The organism is Isoptericola sp. NPDC060185 (genome assembly GCF_042728595.1).
GTDB lineage: Bacteria > Actinomycetota > Actinomycetes > Actinomycetales > Cellulomonadaceae > Isoptericola.
Genome location: NZ_JBHWYY010000007.1, coordinates 23,788 through 40,741 on the forward strand (window position 1 = coordinate 23,788; position 16,954 = coordinate 40,741).

The window sequence follows — 16,954 nt, forward strand, 5'->3', positions numbered from 1 at the left end:
GCCGGTGAGCGGCACCGCCCCCGAGGTCCGGTGGCGCCCCGGCGACCCCGCGCCCGACTTCACGCTCCCGGACACGCACGGCACCCCCGTGCACCTGGCCGACCTGCGGGGCGAGAACGTGCTGGTCGTCTTCTACCCGTTCGCGTTCTCGGGCATCTGCACCGGCGAGCTGTGCGAGCTGCGCGACAACATCGAGGACTTCGAGGCCGCGGGCGTGCGCCTGCTGGCCGTCTCCACCGACCCCGTCTTCGCGCTCAAGGCGTGGCAGGAGCAGGAAGGTTTCGGCTTCGACCTGCTCAGCGACTTCTGGCCGCACGGGGCGGTCGCCGAGTCCTACGGCGTCCTCGACGCCACCAGCGGGCACGCCCTGCGCGGGTCGTTCCTCGTCGACGCCGACGGGATCGTGCGCTGGTCGGTGGTCAACCCGCGCGGGCAGCGTCGTGACCTGGAGTCCTACCGGGCGGCGCTGGCCGACATCTGACGCCACGAGCGTCGAGGGCGACGCGCCGGTGGTACGGGCGCCACCCCGTCGCCCGGTATCCTTTCCTGCGCTGCCCAGGGCCTGTAGCTCAGCTGGTCAGAGCGCCACGCTTACACCGTGGATGTCGGGGGTTCGAGTCCCTCCGGGCCCACCACCCCCTCTTTTCTTGCGCTGACCTGCAGCTTTGCTCCCACCGTCCGTGGACACGGATGGACACCAGAGCCCCCGAATGGCCGTTCATTCCCCCGCCACACCCCCGCGGGGGAATGGCGGAGCGCCCCCACCTTCCTCGCGGGAGGGGGTGGCAACGGTGGCCGGTAAGCGTTCCTTCGGCGAGCTCGAGGCTCGTCGGAGCAAGACCACCCACAAGGTCATCAGCTGGCGCGCGCGGTACATCGGCCCGGACGGTGCCCGGCACTCGCGGGTCTTCGGCGACCGGATGGCCGCCGAGTCCTGGCTCGTCGACGAACGCCGGCTCATCGACCGCGACGAGTGGCTCCCGCCCGACCGGCGCGACGCCGCCGTCGAGCGACTCACGCTGAGCGAGTGGGCCACCGAGTACATCGAGGGCCGCACGCTGGCGCCCGGGACGCTGCGGGACTATTCGCGGATCCTGCGGGTGCACATCGACCCGACGATCGGTACCAAGTACCTGGACGAGGTCACCGTGGCCGAGGTCGCGGCCTGGCACGCGAGGTTGAAGAAAGACCTTCGGGCGCGAGCCCGGAAGGCGAACCGGGCGACCGACGGCTCGGGAGAGGCCGCACAGACCTACAAGTTCCTGTCGGCCGTGTTCAAGGCGGCGATCGCCCGCGGGCTCATCGACGCCTCGCCCGCACGCGTTGTCGCCGGCGGCCGGCACAAGCGACAGCGGCAGCCGGTGCTGCTCAGCGCGGCAGAGGTCCAGGCGCTCGCCCAAGCCCTGCCCGAGCACCTGCGGGCGCTGGCCGACCTGTTGAACTGGACGGGGCTGCGGATCGGCGAGGCCCGGGCGCTGCGGCGGCGGGACGTAGACCTGCGCGACCCGGCGTCGGCGTCCGTCAGTGTGGCGCAGAACGTCTCGCAGGGCGGCAAGGGCATCAACGCCGTCGTCGGACGGGTGAAGACGGACGCGGGCTACCGGACGGTGGCAATCCCGGAGGAGCTGGCGCTCGTCCTGCAGGCCCACATCGAGCGGTTCGCCCAGCCGGGGCGCGACGGGCTGCTGTTCCCGGGGCGTTCCGGGGGAGTCTTGCCCGAGGGCACCTGGCGGTACGCGTGGATCCGCGCGCGCGAGAAGGCGGGGCTACCGGATGTGCGCACGCACGACCTGCGGCATACCAGTCTGACCATGGCGGCCCGGGCCGGTGCGACTACCGCCGAGCTGATGCACCGCGCCGGGCACTCCGAGGCCCGGGTGGCGATGATCTACCAGCACGCCGCCGCCGACCGGGACCGCATGATCGCCGAGCGTATGGCGGCCATGGCTCGCGAGGACGAGCTGGCCGCGCGTCGTGCGCGCGGTGCGGCGTCGGGGTGATGAGGCTCGGCGCCGAGAGCCCTGCCGTGCTGTCGTAGCCGGGGTCCACCCCTGACGACGTGTGCACACCTGAGTCGTGACGGCGGCGCGAGCGCGTCGCCCGGGGAGGAGCGGAACCATGCGATCGACAGGCATCCAGAAGCGGACGCGGAGCCACGGGAAGCTCGTCGCCCTCGCCGACGCGGCAGAGGAGTTCAGCGTCTCGGTGAAGACGATCCGCCGTCGCATCGCCGACGGCACCGTCACCGGCTACCGCGTCGGCAGGCTCATCCGCGTCGACCTCGACGAACTGCGCGAACGACTCGCCGTGACCATCCCGGCCACGAGGGGGCGACTCGGGGCGTGACAGCGGGCCGTGAACGTCCGCGTCTCGCGACGCTGATCGGGTCTTCGCGGACACGGAGCGCGCGTTCGGGACGCGAAAACAGTGAACATGCAGGTCCCACGGTGGTGCGGAGTCACCACCACCGTGGGGTCCCCGCAAATCGCGGGGCCGGGGAGGTCCCGCGGGGGGCTTCCGTGTCGTGCCGCAGAACCGCGACGGTGGTGCCGAGCCGGCACCACCGTGGTCTCCGCCTGGTAGAACGGGGCCCCGCGGTGGTGACGAGTCATCACCACCGTTCTTTCCGGCGATAGGACTCCGGACCGGCATGCGAGCGAGGACCCGGCGAGTGCCTGGGGCCGCTCGATCACCGCGATGGTTCGCTCCATGCAGCGGATCGTCCCTCGAGTGCGTTACCGAGAACGTACGGGGTGGCGACCCCGTACGCACCCCGTACGCACCCCACGGGCCGACGTCTATGCAGGTCAGGGTGCGTACGGGGAGAACTCAGTGCGGACATTCCTCGAGGTTCGGCAGACCGAGCAAACGTGCGACGGAAGCTAGGACCAGGGCCAGGTGGCCCATTGCGACTCGGAAGTCTTGAGGACTTTCAGCACTTCCGCTCGGGCAAGAGGGGGCGAACGCTGGAAGGCCGAGGCAATCCGAGGAGCACTCCATGGGCGAGGCAGCACCTGTCGCACTGACGTTTCTCGGTGCCGCCGGCACGGTCACGGGGAGTCGCTTCCTGCTTGAGCGTGGCGATCGGCGGCTCCTGGTCGACTGTGGCCTCTACCAAGGTGAGCGGCAGTGGCGGCGGAAGAACTGGGATCCCTTCCCCATCGCGCCAGAGACGATCGACGGCGTCGTCCTCACGCACTGCCACCTGGATCACTGCGGGTACCTGCCGGTGCTGGTCCGGGACGGGTACCGAGGCTCGATCTGGATGACGGAGGGCACTGCTGCGCTCACCGCGATCGTGCTGCGCGACAGCGGGAACCTGCAGGAGCGGGACGCGGCCCTCGCACGTGCCTCAGGCTGGTCCCGCCACGACCCGCCGCTTCCGCTGTACACGGTGGCGGACGCCGAGCGAGCGATCGGCCGGTTCGAGACGGTGCCGTTCGACGTCGACGTGGACCTGGGCGAGGAGTTCGGCATCAGGCTCGTCCGCGCTGGCCACGTCCTGGGCTCGGCCAGCGTGCTCGCCCACGTCGGGAACTCGCGTGTCCTGTTCTCCGGCGACCTCGGGCGGACGCAGCATCCGGTGCTGCGACCGCGCGCCGAGCCGCCGTCGGCGCGGACCGTGGTGATCGAGTCCACCTACGGCGACCGCGAGCACGCCGACCCGGTGCAACCGCACGCGGCGTTCGCTGACGCCGTCCGGCGCACGATCCGCCGCGGCGGAGTGGTGCTCGTGCCCGCGTTCGCCGTCGACCGCACGGAGCTGGTGCTGCACGCGTTGTCCACGATGGTCCGCGAGGGGCAGATCCCCCCTGTCCCGGTGTACGTCGACAGCCCGATGGCGCTCGCGGCCCTCGACGTCTACGGGCGGGCAGGGGTCGCCGGCGAGCTGCGCCCGGGCGTGTCGAGCCTGGTCGACCTCCCGTCGTTGCACGCCGCGCGCACCCCGGACGAGTCGAGGGCTCTCAACTCGCCGGCGCAGCCCTGCATCATCGTCTCCGCGTCGGGCATGGCCTCCGGGGGACGCGTCGTCCACCACCTGCGCCACCTGCTCCCGGACCGCCGGAACTGCGTCGTGCTGACGGGCTATCAGGCGGTCGGCACCCGCGGCCGGATGCTGCACGACGGTGCCCGCGAGCTGAAGCTGATGGGCCGGTACGTGCCGGTGCGGGCGGAGGTCGTCGAGGACGAGGAGTTCTCCGTCCACGCCGACGCGGGCGAGCTCGTCGGCTGGATCAAGCAGATGCGGGAGCCTCCCGACGTCGCCTACGTCGTGCACGGCGAGGCTCGCGCGTCGGCGCCCCTGGCGGAACGGATCCGCGACGAGGTCGGTTGTGTCGCCGTCGTGCCCCGGCTCGACGAACGGGTCCTGGTGGACTGACGGAAGGCGACCTGGCGTCGTCCCGCACGCGATTCGTCGGCAGCGTTGGTGGCCGTCATGGCACCGGGGTAGAACGGGGGCATGGGGCCGGTGCGGGTGTATCTCCTCGACGACCACGAGCTGGTGCGCCGCGGGCTGGAAGGGCTGTTCGAGGCGGAGGGCGGCTTCGAGGTCGTCGGTGAGTCGGGCTCGGCCCGCGAGGCTCTCCAGCAGATCCCGCGGTGCCGGCCGGACGTGGCGCTCCTCGACGTGCGGCTGCAGGACGGGTCCGGCATCGAGGTGTGCCGGGAGCTGCACTCCACGATGCCCGAGCTGCGTGCCCTGATGCTGACGTCGTACGACGACGACGAGGCCCTGTTCTCGGCCATCATGGCGGGGGCGTCCGGATACCTGCTGAAGGTGATCACCGGTTCGGACGTGATCGACGCGGTACGGCGGGTCGCCGCGGGGCAGTCGTTGATCGACCCGGCGCTGACGTCGCGGGTCCTGGAGCGACTGCGCGCTGGTCCCGCGGAGGCGCCGGCCCTGGCGGCCCTCAGCGACCAGGAGCACAAGGTGCTGACCCTCATCGCCGAGGGGATGACCAACCGGCAGATCGGGGCCCGGATGTTCCTGTCCGAGAAGACGGTGAAGAACTACGTCTCGAACATCCTGACCAAGCTCGACCTCGAGTCCAGGACGCAGGCCGCCGTCCTGGCGACGAGGCTGCTCGGAGGCACACCCGAGAGGTGACCGTCCTGACGCGCCCACCTGTCAGGACGAACGGGGCGGCGTGGCGATCGGGACGCGCCAGGTCAGGACGCTGCCGTGCGGCTCGCCGGCGGTGATCTCGAAGGTGCCGTCGAGCTCGGCGGCGCGCTCGGCGAGGTTGATCAGGCCGCTGCGCGCCTCGGCCGGGTCGAAGCCCACCCCGTCGTCAGTGACGGTGCAGGTGAGCTCACCCGGCGCCGCAGTGACGCTCACGCGCACGGTGCTGGCCGAGGCGTGCCGGGAGACGTTGGAGAGGCCCTCGCGCAGCACGGCGACGACGTGATGGCGCAGGGCCGGATCGACCAGCGTGTCCACGGGGCCCTCGATCCGGAGCACGGGCTCGGGGTCGAGGACGCGTCCGTACTCGGCAACGACGGCCTGGATCTTCGCGCGCATCGAGTGCTGCTGGCGCTCCGACGGGCGCAGGTCCGCGATCGACTGACGGACCTCGCGGATCGTGGCGTCGAGATCGTTCGTCACCGTGCGCAGCCGCTCCCGGACCTCGGGCGGCGACTGCCGCTCGACGGCCTGCAGCTGCAGGCCCAGCGCGAAGAGGCGCTGGGTGACGCCGTCGTGCAGGTCGCGCGCGATCCGGTTGCGCTCGGCGAGGACGGCGATCTCCTGCTGCATGGCCCTCGTGTGGCGCCGTTCCAGGACCAGGGACGCCTGGCCGGCGAAGTTGGCCACGAAGTCGAAGTCCTCGCCGAGTTGTTCCGCGTACGCGCGCTGGGGGAGCACGATGACGAGCGCGCCGCGGGTCATGGTGTCGAGGGACAGCCGGGTCATGACGGCGCTGCCGTCACCGGGGAGCTCGGCCCAGCGGGTCTGGCTGCTGGCCATGGCGAGCATCAGGGCCGGGTGCAGGTCGGCGAGCGTGCGACGGGGGTCGCGGCTCAGGTCTCCGGCCGCGGCGCGGACGGTGAACGTGCCGAGAGCCTCGGGCGCGGGGTCGGGGGCGATCGCCATCGCGGTCGTGCCGCCGGACGCGCGCAGGGCCGCACGGAGGACGGCGTCGACGGCCTCGGTGGTGTCCGCCGCCCGCAGCACCTCCGACGGGGTCGCCGCCGCGGCCTCGAGCCAGCGTGCGCGGCGCTCCGCGGTCATCAGGAGCCGGGCATGGTCGATCGCGAGGCCCGCGAGACCCGCCAGCGCGGTGACGGCGTGCTCGTCGTCGGCGGTGAAGGTGGGGCCCGTGGTCTTGTCCGTGAGGTAGAGGTTGCCGAAGACGTGCCCGCGCACCTTCACGGGCAGGCCGAGGAAGGTCGTCATGGGCGGGTGCCCGGGTGGGAAGCCCGACGACGACGGGTGGCGCGACAGGTCGTCGAGCCGGAGCGCCTCCTGGTGGACGATGAGGTGCCCCAGGAGGCCGCGGCCCGTGGGCAGGTGCCCGATCCGCGCGCGCTCCTCGTCGGTGACGCCCTCGGTGACGAACTCGACGAGGTGGCGGCGGGACCGTCCGATGACGCCGAGGGCCCCGTAGCGTGCCCCGGACAGCGTGCATGCGGCCCGCACCACGCCGAGCAGGAGGTCGCGCAGGTCGAAGTCTGCCGCGACGCCGCTGACCGCCTGCAGGACGGCGTCCTGCACCTCGGCCGAGGTCTTGTCCACCTCTCGAGCGTAGGGCGCCCGAGGTTCGACGGCGCTCCCGGGCGACATCCGGTGGGCGGCGGCCCTCGGTTCACCCGGTCTGGACATCGCGTCGCGCGAAGCGGAGCGTCCCGGCAGCGACGCCGGCACCGGCGACGGCGGCCATGAGCACCAGCGGCGTCCACGTGAGCGGCTCGTACGGCTGGTAAGGCGTCGCCGAGAAGGGAAGGGCGTCCAGCACCCAGGCGGGCAGGGCGTCACCCAGGATCATGGCGAAGAAGCTCGCCACCAGGATGCCCCAGGTGAAGGGGACTGAGAACCGGGGTGCCCAGCCGAAGAGCGCGACGGCGAGCCCGACGTACACCATGACCGCGGGCCAGTACGCAAGGGCGGCCAGCGCGAACCGTCCCGCCTGTTCGGGATCGCCGAGCGGCCCGCCGTGCTCGAGCCCCAGAACCCCGCCCGCGGCCGCGAGGAGGACTCCCGCGCCGAGCACGGGGATCAGCAGGTGCTGCAGCGTCCATCCGATCCGGGATAGGGCGCCCGCCAGCTGGATCTCGGCGAACCCTGCGGCCTCCTCGGAGCGCAGGGTGACGGCGGACTGGATCGCGAAGACGGTGACGACGACGGCGAGCATCGCCACGAGGAGGGCGAGCAGCGCGTCCACGCCCGTCCCGCGGGCGACGTCCGCGATGGCGCCGCCCGAGTCGGCGAAGAGGTCCGTCATCGCCTCCGCGACGGAGCCGAACATCGCGGCGGCGAGCAGCACGGTCGCCGTCCAGCCGAGCAGGGGGCCGCGCTGGAGCCGCAGCGCCAGCCACAGCGGCCGCGCCCAGCGCGCCGGAGCGCCGCCGGGCCCGCGCCGCTCTGCCAGGACGCCGCGCCCGTGGTCGCGGCGGGCCTCGACGCGGACCGAGACCACGAGCAGCGTGGCGGCGAGGGCGAGGAGCAGCGCCAGGGGCCACCACCGGTCGCCGCCCCACGGCCGCATCTCCTGCGCCCACCCGATGGGGGAGGCCCAGGTGAGGGTGCCGTCGCCGAGGTCGCCCGCCATCCGCAGCAGGTAGCACCCGCCGAGCACGGCGGAACCCAGGGCGTTGGCGGCGCGCGACGTGGTCGCGACCTGGCCCGCCAGCGCTCCCACGCCGACGCCGAGCAGCCCGACACCGCTCACGGAGGCGCCCAGCACCAGGGACCCGGCGACACCCGCCCCCTCGGGGTCGAGCCCGCCGAGGATCGAGGCCGCCGCCACGCCCAGGCCGACCGCCACGACCAGCGCACCGGTGACGCCCCAGCCGGCGACCGAGCCGGCGTGCACGCCGAGCACCCGTGAGCGCAGCAGCTCGGTGCGGCCGGCCTCCTCGTCCGCGCGCCCGGCGCGGGTGACGAGGAACAGGGCGCCGAAGGCCAGCGCCAGCGCGGTGGTCATCCAGATCTTGGTCCACACCGCGCCACCGAGCGTGGCGGGCGCGGCGGCGAGCCCGGTGAGCGCCCGGACGCCCGGGGTGTCGCTGATCGTCGCGAAGTCGCGGAGCGCCTCGGGCGTGCCGAGGAGGTCGCGGTAGTAGGCGCAGACATAGGCGAACATGCCGACGAGCACGAGCCACCACGCGGCCAGCCGCACGCGGTCCCGGCGCACCCGGAAGCGCACCATCGTCGCGAGCCCGGCCAGCGTGTCTTCGGGCACCTGTCGGGCGTGGGCGGCGGTCCGGTCGCGGCGGGGCGCGGTCGTGGCGGTCATCGTCTGCCTCCCGCGCCGAGCGCGGCGAGCTCGTCGTCGTAGTGGCTGAGGAACAGCTCCTCGAGCGACGGGGGGTTCGCCACCAGGCCGCGCGGGTGCAGGGGTGCGAGCGCCGCGAGCACGCGCGGCAGGTCGGCGTCGTCGACCGCGAAGCTGACACGCCCGTCGGCCGTCGCCAGGTCGTGGATGCCGGGGATGACCGTGAGGCGGCCCGCGCCGCCGTCGAGCACGAGGCTCACGCGGGTACGGGTCAGGTGCCGCAGCTCGGCGATCGTCCCGGACTCGACGGTGGCCCCGTCGCGGATGATCGTGACGCGGTCGGCGAGGCGTTCCACCTCGGGAAAGAGGTGGCTGGACAGCAGCACCGACCGCCCCTCGGCGCGGACCTCTCGGACGGAGGCGGTGAACGCCGCCTCCATCAGCGGGTCGAGGCCGCTGGTGGGCTCGTCGAGCAGCAGCAGCTCGGCGTCCGACGCGAGGGCCGCGACGAGCGCGACCTTCTGCCGGTTGCCCTTGGAGTAGGCGCGCGCCTTCGTGGTGGGGTCGAGCTCGAACCGCTCGAGCATCTCCTGCTTGCGGCGGGGGTCCAGGGGCCCGGACAGGCGGCACAGGATGTCGATCGCCTGACCGCCGGTCAGGTTGGGCCATAGGGTGACGTCGCCCGGGACGTACGCGACGCGCCGGTGGAGGCGCACCGCGTCCGTCCACGGGTCCCCGCCGAGGAGGTCGACCCGCCCTGCATCGGCGTGCAGCAGGCCGAGCAGGATCCGGATGGTGGTGGTCTTCCCCGACCCGTTGGGGCCGAGGAAGCCGGTCACCTGCCCGGTGGGGACGACCAGGTCGAGGCCGTCCAGCGCTCGGACGTGCCCGAACGACTTGGACAGGCCCTCGACCCGGACGGCGGGCCTGGAAGGGCTGCCGGTGGTCATGGCGTCCTCACACCAGGATGGGCCAACGCCGAACCAGCGCCGTGCTCTGCCACCACGCTCCGAGCCCGAGCGTGCGTCCGGCGTCGCCGAGAGCGAGCGCGACCAGGACGAGCGCGTAGATGAGGTGGTCGTCCATGAACGGGTTGTTCGCCGGCGGCAGGACGGCCGACCACATGAGGACGAGCATGAGCGCGCCTGCCACGGCGGCGATGCGCATCCCGATCCCGAGGATCAGCGCGAGCCCGATGCCGAGCAGCCCGATCATGAAGACCCAGTCGACCCACGCCTGGCCCGCGAGGCCCTGGTAGAAGTCGGCGAAGGGTCCGGCGGTCGCGTTGCCCAGGAAGCCTGCGGTGGGCTGACCACCGTCGAGCCAGGCGCCCTCGGGAGGGGTCTCGTGGCCGAGGCCGAAGAGCTTGTCGAGGAACGCCCACAGGAAGACCCACCCGAGGCAGATACGGATGACGGCGCTTACGTACCGCAGGGCCGTGCGCGACCCGGGCGAGGTCTCGGCCGCGGTCTCGACGGTGGTGCCCGGCCGTGCAGGGGCCGGTGACGACGCGCCCGCGTCGTGACGGTACTCGAACGTGCTCATGATGACGTGCCTCCAGATGACAGGCCGCCGACGGATTCGGCGGCGAGGGGTGGGGAGAGCGGACTGTCGGAGGGGGAGACCTGCGCCTGTGCCGCGACGGCGGGCTCGCGGGACGCCTCCATGGGCGGACGGGGCGGGATGACCTCGACGGGGCACCGCGCGTGCTGGAGCACGGCGCGCGTCACGCTGCCGAGCGCGGCCGCGATCATGCGCGAGCCGAGGGCACCGTGCCCGTGACGGCCCATGACCATGAGGTCGGCGCCGGCCGAGTGCCGCACCAGGGTGTCGGGGATGTTGGCGTACTCGAGGTGGAGCTCGAACGGCACGTCGGGGTGGTCGTGCGCGGCCGCGTCGACGAGGCCGTCGATGATGCCGTGGGCCTGGATGCCCCACTCCTCCTGGACCGACCACTCGTCGACCAGGTAGCTGTAGAACGGGTCCAGGCGCCAGCAGTGCACGATCTCCAGCCGGGCCTCCCGCTCCTCGGCGACGGCGAACGCGTGCGCGAGCACGTCGGCCGAGCATCGCGAGCCGTCGATGGCGGCGACCACGCGGTGCGCGTCGGCCTCCTGCACCCAGTCGTGGGGCACGCTCACCACGGGGCAGACGGCGCGGGACACGACGCCGAAGGTCGTGCTGCCGGTGAACATCCGCTCCAGCAGCGAGGACGAGCGGTGCCCGAGGACGACGAGGCGGGAGCGCTCCGCGGCGGCGACGAGGAGGTCGACCGCCGGCCCGAGCGCGACCTGGAGGCGGACGGCAACCTTGCCGCTCGAGAGGTCCTCGACGACCTCCCTGGCCTCCGCGAGGAGCTGGTGCCCGACGTCGACCAGAGGCTCGCCGCTGATGAGCGGGAGCATCGGCCCGACCGGGACGATCTCGTGGACGGCGTTGATCAACCAGAGGGGGCACCTCTCGCGCTCCGCCCGTCGGACCGCGTACGCCAGGGCACGCGAGGCCTCCGCCGACCCGTCGATCCCGACGACGATCGGGCGGTCCGGCGCGGGGCCGCCCGACGCGCTGCTCCCCGAGGCGTGGACCTCCGGGGTGGTGCCGGGAGTGGTGCCCGTCGTGGTGCCCATCGTGCGCTCCGTTCCGTGACGTTGGCCGCGGGGTTGCTGCTTCCACGGTTCTCCGTGTCGTGACGGACCGGCAGTGCCATGCGCCACCTGAACTGGGGGCCATTGGGCACCCGTGCCCGGGATCGAGACCGTCGCCCGAGCTCGGGTACCGGGTGACCAAAGACCCCGTCGGCCTGGGTCGAGTGGTCCCGCCGCCGCCAGGGGCGGACGGTCAGGCGTCGGGGGCGACCGAGTCCTCGACGGTGCGGCGCAGGGTGTGGCGTGGCGTGGTCCCGTACCCGAGGCGCATGAGCATCTGCGGCGGGGCGTCGAGCGAGAGCGCCTGGCGCAGGTCGTGCCGGGTGGTCGGGTTCTCCAGGACCGTGGTCGCGAACGACGCACGCACGAAGTAGGTGGTGGCCACCAGCAGCAGGCGCTCGAGCGCCTGGCCGGCCGCGATCCAGTCACGGGGCGTGTCCCCGGCGGTCAGGAGGACCGCCATCGTCGACCGCTGCTCGAACTGCGCGTTGCCGGCGCTGGCGAGGAACCGGCGTACGGGGGAGCGGTCGTCGAACGTCCAGGGGCCGAGCATCTCCTGCGGGATGCCGTCGGGGCGGTCGGGCGCGACGGCGGTCCACGCCCTCTCCTCGCCTCGGGCGGCCGGGTCCTCGGCGGCCAGGGCCTCGGCGCGCCGCACCAGCGACATCACCTGGTCGCGCGCCGGCTCCGAGGGCTGGATCAGGCGGAGCACGGCGCCCTCGTCGTGGGCGGCGATCTGGATGGCCTGCAGGACGTCCGCGTCCAGCGGCTGGTCGTCGAAGGGGCTGCGCGTCGTGACGCGGCGGGCGATCGCCACCGCGAGCTCCAGCTCGTCGATGTCGGGACCCGGACCCGGCCGCAGATCGATCTCCGCGACGAGCAGGTGGTCGTCGGGGTCGGGCAGCACCGTGACCACGGGCAGCAGCGACTCCCGTCGGGCGGCCAACCGGGCGTTGAGGACGAACGCCCCGCAGCTGATGAGCATCTCCCGGCCCTGCGGGTCGGAGTGGCGCAGCTGCCGGGACGGGTCGGCGCGCACGACGACGCGGTTGCCGCGCACGCGCACCTGCCATGGCTGCGTGTTGTGCACGCTCGGTGCACGATCGGCCGCCCTGAGGATCCGCTCGATCCGGGCATCCAGGAGCTCCATGAGCTCACCTCCCTGCAGCGGGGCCGACGGGGAGCAGCGGCGCCACGTCCACAGTAGACCGCGAGCAGCACGTGGCCGGGTAGGGCAGGACGTCCTCCCTCACCGGGTCCATCGGTCCTGGACCTTCGCCTCTGGCCAGCCACGCGCACGCCCCCGCACGGTGGGCACGGGGACGTGATCGCACGGTCGACGCGTGCCAGGGACGATTCCGGAGGTGATTCCCCGTGGGGACGACGAACGAGCGCATCGCGCGGATCATCGGCGCGGGCACCCGAGCGCCGAGCGTGCACAACACGCAGCCGTGGTCGGTCCAGGTCGACGACGAGCGGCACCTGACGGTGCGTGCCGACCCGTCGCGGCAGCTGCGCCACGGCGACCCGCAGGGCCGGGAGATGTTCATCAGCTGCGGAGCGTTCCTGATGAACCTTCGGGTGGCTGCGGCGCACGAGGGACTGGACGCCCACGTCCAGCTCGCACCGGACCGGCGCGACCCGTGGCTGGCCGCTCGCGTCATCCTGAATCCGTTGGCCGCGCCGGGCTTCTTCGACGCGAGCCTGTACGCCGCGATCACGGTGCGCCGCACGGCGAGGGGAGCGGCAGCGACGCGGCCCTTGGACCGTGCGGACCTGGAGCTGTTGCGTCGGGCCGTGGACCTCGAGGGCGCCGGCGTCGTCTTCCTCGACCCACGGGTCGTGGCCCGCGGTCATCTCGTGTCCACCATGCGCCGGGCCGAGGCGCTCGCGGTGCGCGACCGTGCGCCGCTGGTCGAGGAGCGGTCGTGGCTCGGGGTGTCGCGCGAGCGCACTGACGGCGTTCCCGTCGCGGCGATGGGCGGATGGTTCGACGAGCCGATCGTCGACGCGCACGCGGTGGTGCGTGACGACGCCGACGGCGCGCGGACCTTCGAGGGCAACGTCACAGCCGCGATCATCACGACGCTCGGCGACGGGCCGTGCCACTGGCTCGTCGCCGGGCAGGCGCTGGAGCGCATGCTCCTCGTCGCCGCGACCCGTGGCGTCCAGGCCTCCTTCGCGACGCGGGTGCTGGAGAACCCCGCGACGCGCTCGGAGCTGGAGGACGCCTTCCATCTGGAGTCCCGCGCGCAGATGCTGCTGCGCTTGCGCTACGGCGCGGGTGCGCCGTCCACACCGCGCCGCGACGTCGACGAGGTGACCGGAATGGCCCCGGTCGGGGACGGGTACGCCGCGACTCCTGCCCGAGGACAGCAGCCGGCCGAAAGGAGCCCGGCATGAACGACAGCACGGTCGACACCACCGGGGGAGGCGACGCCGGAGCCGGCCGCGACACCTGGACGAGGGGCGTGGTCGTCGGCGTCGACGGCTCGGCCGAGGGCTATCGCGCCTTCGACTGGGCCCTGGCCGTCGCGGACCGGCACCACTCCCTGCTCACCGTCTCGCACGCCGAGCCGCTCCCCGTCGGGCCGACCGTGCCGTTGCCGACCTACGACCGCGCGCCCCTGCACGACAGGGGAGACGAGATCCTGCGCACCGCTCTCGCGCGTGCGGGGAACCGGCCACCAGGGGCGAAGGACGTCGAGGTCTCGGTCAGCATCGGTACCCCCGCCGCCGTGCTGACGGCGCTCTCCGAGGACGTCGACCTCGTGGTCGTGGGACGCCGTGGGTCGGGCGGGTCGGCTCATGCGCTGGGATCGGTGTCCGCCGCGACCGCCGCCCGTGCCCGCGGGTCCGTCGCGGTGATCCCCGCCAGCACGGTGGGCACCCGACCGAAGCGTGTCGTCGTCGGGGTGAGCTTCGAGCACGACCTCACCACGGCCCTGACCCTGGCGTTCTCCGAAGCACGGCATTGCGCTGTCCCGGTGAAGCTGGTGCACGCCGTCCAGCCGCTGACGCCGATCGCCTCCCAGAGCGGCTCGGCCGGGACCGAGGAGCTCTACCGAGAGCTCCAGTCGCTCCTGGACCGGTGGACGGCCCGGTACCCGTCGGTCACCGCAACGGTCGAGCTCCGCGGCGGTGAGGCCCCCGAGCTGCTGCTCGCCCAGGTGACCGCCGCCGACATGCTCGTCGTCGGGGGACGCCGCCACTCGCGACTCGTGGGCAGGCTCCTGGGCTCGGTCCCCGACGTCCTGCTCGCCGACGCGACCGGCGCGGTCGTCGTCGCCCATGCGCCCAGGCTGGACCCGGGTCCGCACGAGGAACCGTCGTGAGCACGACAGGGCGCGGACGCCCATGAACGCCTGGACGACCGGCCACGCACCAGGAGAGCTCCTGCGGTGCGACCTCGACAAGCCGTGGCCCGCCCCGGACGAGGTCCTCGTGCGGGTCGAGGCGTGCGGGGTGTGTCGGACCGACCTGCACGTCGTCGACCGCGACCTGCCCGTGCACCGCCGTCGGGTCGTGCCGGGACACCAGGTCGTGGGCACCGTGGAGGTGTCCGGACCCGCGGTACGGACCCTGGCCCCGGGAGACCGCGTCGGCATCGCGTGGCTCCGACGCACCTGCGGGGTGTGCCGATGGTGCCGGGAGGGGCGGGAGAACCTGTGCCCCGACTCCGAGTACACCGGCTGGGACGCCGACGGCGGGTTCGCCGAGTACACCACGGTGCCGGAGGCCTACGCGTACCCCCTGCCGCCGACCGTCGACGCGGTGGCGACCGCCCCGCTCCTGTGCGCGGGCATCATCGGCTACCGTGCGCTCGCCCGCGCGAACCTGCCGCCCGGCGGCCGGCTGGGCGTCTACGGCTTCGGCTCCAGTGGCCACGTCACCGCGCAGATCGCGCTCGCCCAAGGCGCCCGGTTGTCGGTCATGACCCGTGGCGAGGCCAGCCGGGACCTCGCGCGTGACCTGGGCGCGGACTTCGTCGGCGGCGCCACGGACGCACCACCGACGAAGCTCGACGCCGCCATCGTCTTCGCACCCGCAGGGGAGCTGGTACCCCACGCGCTGCAGGCCACCGCGGCCGGGGGAACGGTCGTGCTGGCCGGGATCCACATGAGCGACGTCCCTACGATGGCCTATCAGGAGAACCTCTTCCACGAGCGGGACCTGCGGACCGTCACGGCGAACACCCGTGCCGACGGCGCGGCACTCCTGCGGCTTGCCACCACGCTGGGAATCGCCCCCGTCGTGACGACCTTCCCGTTCTCTCGCGCGGACCAGGCGCTCCGAGCCCTGCGGGCGGGCGCCGCCGCCGGTTCGCTCGTCGTCACGCCAGGTTGATCGGCAGGCTAGGTCCTGCTCCAGGTCTCGGCCGCCGCTCGTCCGAGGGCCTCGCCCCAGACCTTGGCGCGCGTCAGCTCCTCGGGCAGAAGCGGGCCTTCGGTGTCGGCGACGTAGAAGGACTCGGGCTCGGCGATCGTCCTGTGGCCGTGACGGTGCAGGGCTCGGGCGGCCGCATGGGCGGCGGATCCGGGCAGGTGCTGGACCGCCCTGGCCCGGGTGTCGAAGGTCGCGTAGACCCGGTCGGCGTGGTCGGCCGGCAGGAGGGAGATCCACTCGCGGATGCCCACCGACTCGTGCGGGGCGGTACCACCGCGCTCCTGGGCGTCGCGGCGGGTGCGTTCGCGGCTCATGCTGAAGGCGTGGGTAGGCCCGCCGACGACGACCAGGGTCACGTCGTCCGACGCCGCAACCGGCGCGTCCGCGACGGACACGACCCGCACCCTGGTGTGGCGGGCGACGCCGTCGGCGACGGCGCGGGCGACGGCCTCGGTGTTGCCGAAGCTCGTCTCGAACACGATGAGCGCAGACATGGTGATCACGGTCCTCCGATCGGGTGCTTCTTCCGTGCCCAGCAGAACGCTCCGATGCGCATGCCCGGAAGTGGCCGTCGTCCCGAGCGGGCGAGACCAAGGTCCCCACGCCTCCGGGCCGGTGGCCCCTGCCTGCGGCCCGCGGGGCGCGACCATGCTGGCGAGACGGACGGCACCTCGCGACGCCGTCCCCGGACGCCAGGGAGGACCGAGTGCTGGCCGCCGACATCATGACCACTGCCGTAGACACGATTCGTCCGGACGCCCTGGCGGACGATGCCCTGCGCATCCTGGGAACGCACGCGATCACCGCGCTGCCCGTCGTCGACGATCGCGGCCGCCTCGTGGGGATCGTCAGCGAGGGCGACCTGCTGGCCGGAGGCGTCGCCCGTGATCCGCGGTCGACGCTGCGCCGGGACGACGGGGTGGCCGCCGCACTGCCGCTCCCCGTCGTACGGGTCGGCGACCTCATGACCCGACCGGTGGTCACGGCCGTGCCGAACCAGGACGTCGCGAGCCTCGTCGGTGCGATGCTCGCCCGTGGCATCCACTCCGTCCCTGTCGTCCTCGGGGCGCGCGTGGTCGGCATGCTCAGCCGCAGCGACGTCGTGCGGGCGCTGGCGCGCACCGACGCGCAGATCGCCGCCGACGTCACGGCACAGCTTCGGGGCGCGGGCCTCGACGACTGCGAGTGCGTCGTCCGCGAGGGAACGGTGCGGCTCACGGGCGGATCCCTAGCGGACCGGCGGCTGGCGGTGTCGCTCGCCCAGGTGGTTCCGGGGGCGCGGGCGGTGGTGGCGGTCGACCGGACCGCCGGTGGGTAGCGTGCGCGCTCGGCGCGAGCGCGTCGCCGGCGGGCGGGACCTTCGGATCCGTACCGTCGATCGTTCGGCCCTTCCGAGCTGAGGGATCTGGCCACCACGCTGGAAGCGTCCGAGGAGGCGCATGATGCGACGTCCCATCGCGTGGGTTGCCGTGGGCGTCGTGGTCG

At 73.2% G+C, this 16,954-nt stretch carries 16 protein-coding genes and 1 tRNA gene; 10 read left to right on the forward strand and 7 right to left on the reverse strand.

Translation table 11 applies throughout. The features are described 5' to 3' along the window. The first annotated feature begins 4 nt into the window (after nt 1-4). The 6 genes from ACFWDO_RS04460 to ACFWDO_RS04485 all read left to right on the forward strand — a co-directional run bounded on the left by ACFWDO_RS04460 (nt 5) and on the right by ACFWDO_RS04485 (nt 5,113). Complete coding sequence (locus tag ACFWDO_RS04460) at nt 5-481, forward strand: peroxiredoxin (protein WP_380323345.1); 477 nt, start codon at nt 5-7, stop codon at nt 479-481. A gap of 77 nt (nt 482-558) precedes the next feature. Next, nucleotides 559-635, forward strand: a tRNA-Val gene (locus ACFWDO_RS04465). A gap of 156 nt (nt 636-791) precedes the next feature. Continuing rightward, the gene (locus ACFWDO_RS04470; protein ID WP_380323342.1) at nt 792-2,000 is read left to right on the forward strand and encodes a tyrosine-type recombinase/integrase; all 1,209 of its coding nucleotides are present in this window, start codon (nt 792-794) and stop codon (nt 1,998-2,000) included. A 118-nt stretch (nt 2,001-2,118) separates the two neighbouring features. Then, complete coding sequence (locus tag ACFWDO_RS04475; protein WP_380323339.1) at nt 2,119-2,346, forward strand: helix-turn-helix domain-containing protein; 228 nt, start codon at nt 2,119-2,121, stop codon at nt 2,344-2,346. 652 nt (nt 2,347-2,998) lie between these two features. Further along, nucleotides 2,999-4,381, forward strand: a complete 1,383-nt coding sequence (locus ACFWDO_RS04480) for an MBL fold metallo-hydrolase RNA specificity domain-containing protein (RefSeq protein WP_380323336.1) — start codon at nt 2,999-3,001, stop codon at nt 4,379-4,381. 81 nt (nt 4,382-4,462) lie between these two features. Next, on the forward strand, nt 4,463-5,113 hold the full coding sequence (locus tag ACFWDO_RS04485) for a response regulator (protein WP_380323334.1): 651 nt from the start codon (nt 4,463-4,465) through the stop codon (nt 5,111-5,113). A 21-nt stretch (nt 5,114-5,134) separates the two neighbouring features. Here ACFWDO_RS04485 and ACFWDO_RS04490 read toward each other — a convergent pair whose 3' ends face one another. The 6 genes from ACFWDO_RS04490 to ACFWDO_RS04515 form a co-directional block, all read right to left on the reverse strand. Further along, the gene (locus ACFWDO_RS04490; RefSeq protein ID WP_380323331.1) at nt 5,135-6,739 is read right to left on the reverse strand and encodes a GAF domain-containing protein; all 1,605 of its coding nucleotides are present in this window, start codon (nt 6,737-6,739) and stop codon (nt 5,135-5,137) included. Between the two features lie 70 nt (nt 6,740-6,809). Further along, a complete protein-coding gene (locus ACFWDO_RS04495; RefSeq protein ID WP_380323328.1) occupies nt 6,810-8,459 on the reverse strand; it encodes an ABC transporter permease in 1,650 nt (549 codons plus the stop codon). Continuing rightward, the gene (locus ACFWDO_RS04500) at nt 8,456-9,388 is read right to left on the reverse strand and encodes an ATP-binding cassette domain-containing protein (RefSeq protein ID WP_380323325.1); all 933 of its coding nucleotides are present in this window, start codon (nt 9,386-9,388) and stop codon (nt 8,456-8,458) included. Before ACFWDO_RS04500 ends, ACFWDO_RS04495 begins: the two co-directional genes overlap by 4 nt. A gap of 7 nt (nt 9,389-9,395) precedes the next feature. Beyond that, on the reverse strand, nt 9,396-9,983 hold the full coding sequence (locus ACFWDO_RS04505; protein ID WP_380323323.1) for a DoxX family membrane protein: 588 nt from the start codon (nt 9,981-9,983) through the stop codon (nt 9,396-9,398). Continuing rightward, the gene (locus ACFWDO_RS04510) at nt 9,980-11,065 is read right to left on the reverse strand and encodes a universal stress protein (protein WP_380323320.1); all 1,086 of its coding nucleotides are present in this window, start codon (nt 11,063-11,065) and stop codon (nt 9,980-9,982) included. The genes ACFWDO_RS04505 and ACFWDO_RS04510 overlap by 4 nt, the downstream gene beginning before the upstream one ends. A 211-nt stretch (nt 11,066-11,276) precedes the next feature. Next, complete coding sequence (locus ACFWDO_RS04515) at nt 11,277-12,233, reverse strand: Acg family FMN-binding oxidoreductase (RefSeq protein WP_380346810.1); 957 nt, start codon at nt 12,231-12,233, stop codon at nt 11,277-11,279. A 224-nt stretch (nt 12,234-12,457) separates the two neighbouring features. Here ACFWDO_RS04515 and ACFWDO_RS04520 point away from each other — a divergent pair, with 224 nt between their 5' ends. Genes ACFWDO_RS04520 through ACFWDO_RS04530 form a run of 3 tightly spaced genes read left to right on the forward strand, consistent with a single transcriptional unit; the run spans nt 12,458 to nt 15,430 of the window. Then, nucleotides 12,458-13,486 (forward strand): Acg family FMN-binding oxidoreductase, encoded by a 1,029-nt coding sequence (locus tag ACFWDO_RS04520; RefSeq protein WP_380346812.1) that lies wholly within the window; start codon nt 12,458-12,460, stop codon nt 13,484-13,486. Beyond that, on the forward strand, nt 13,483-14,418 hold the full coding sequence (locus tag ACFWDO_RS04525; RefSeq protein WP_380316524.1) for a universal stress protein: 936 nt from the start codon (nt 13,483-13,485) through the stop codon (nt 14,416-14,418). The genes ACFWDO_RS04520 and ACFWDO_RS04525 overlap by 4 nt, the downstream gene beginning before the upstream one ends. A gap of 22 nt (nt 14,419-14,440) precedes the next feature. Beyond that, nucleotides 14,441-15,430, forward strand: a complete 990-nt coding sequence (locus ACFWDO_RS04530; RefSeq protein WP_380316527.1) for a zinc-dependent alcohol dehydrogenase family protein — start codon at nt 14,441-14,443, stop codon at nt 15,428-15,430. An 8-nt stretch (nt 15,431-15,438) separates the two neighbouring features. On the opposite strand, the gene ACFWDO_RS04535 is transcribed toward ACFWDO_RS04530, so the two are convergent. Further along, nucleotides 15,439-15,963, reverse strand: a complete 525-nt coding sequence (locus tag ACFWDO_RS04535; RefSeq protein ID WP_380316530.1) for a flavodoxin family protein — start codon at nt 15,961-15,963, stop codon at nt 15,439-15,441. 212 nt (nt 15,964-16,175) lie between these two features. Between ACFWDO_RS04535 and ACFWDO_RS04540 the strand changes: the two genes are divergently transcribed. Continuing rightward, nucleotides 16,176-16,787: an HPP family protein gene (locus ACFWDO_RS04540; RefSeq protein WP_380316533.1), complete on the forward strand. Its 612-nt coding sequence runs from the start codon at nt 16,176-16,178 to the stop codon at nt 16,785-16,787. Nucleotides 16,788-16,954 lie beyond the last annotated feature (167 nt).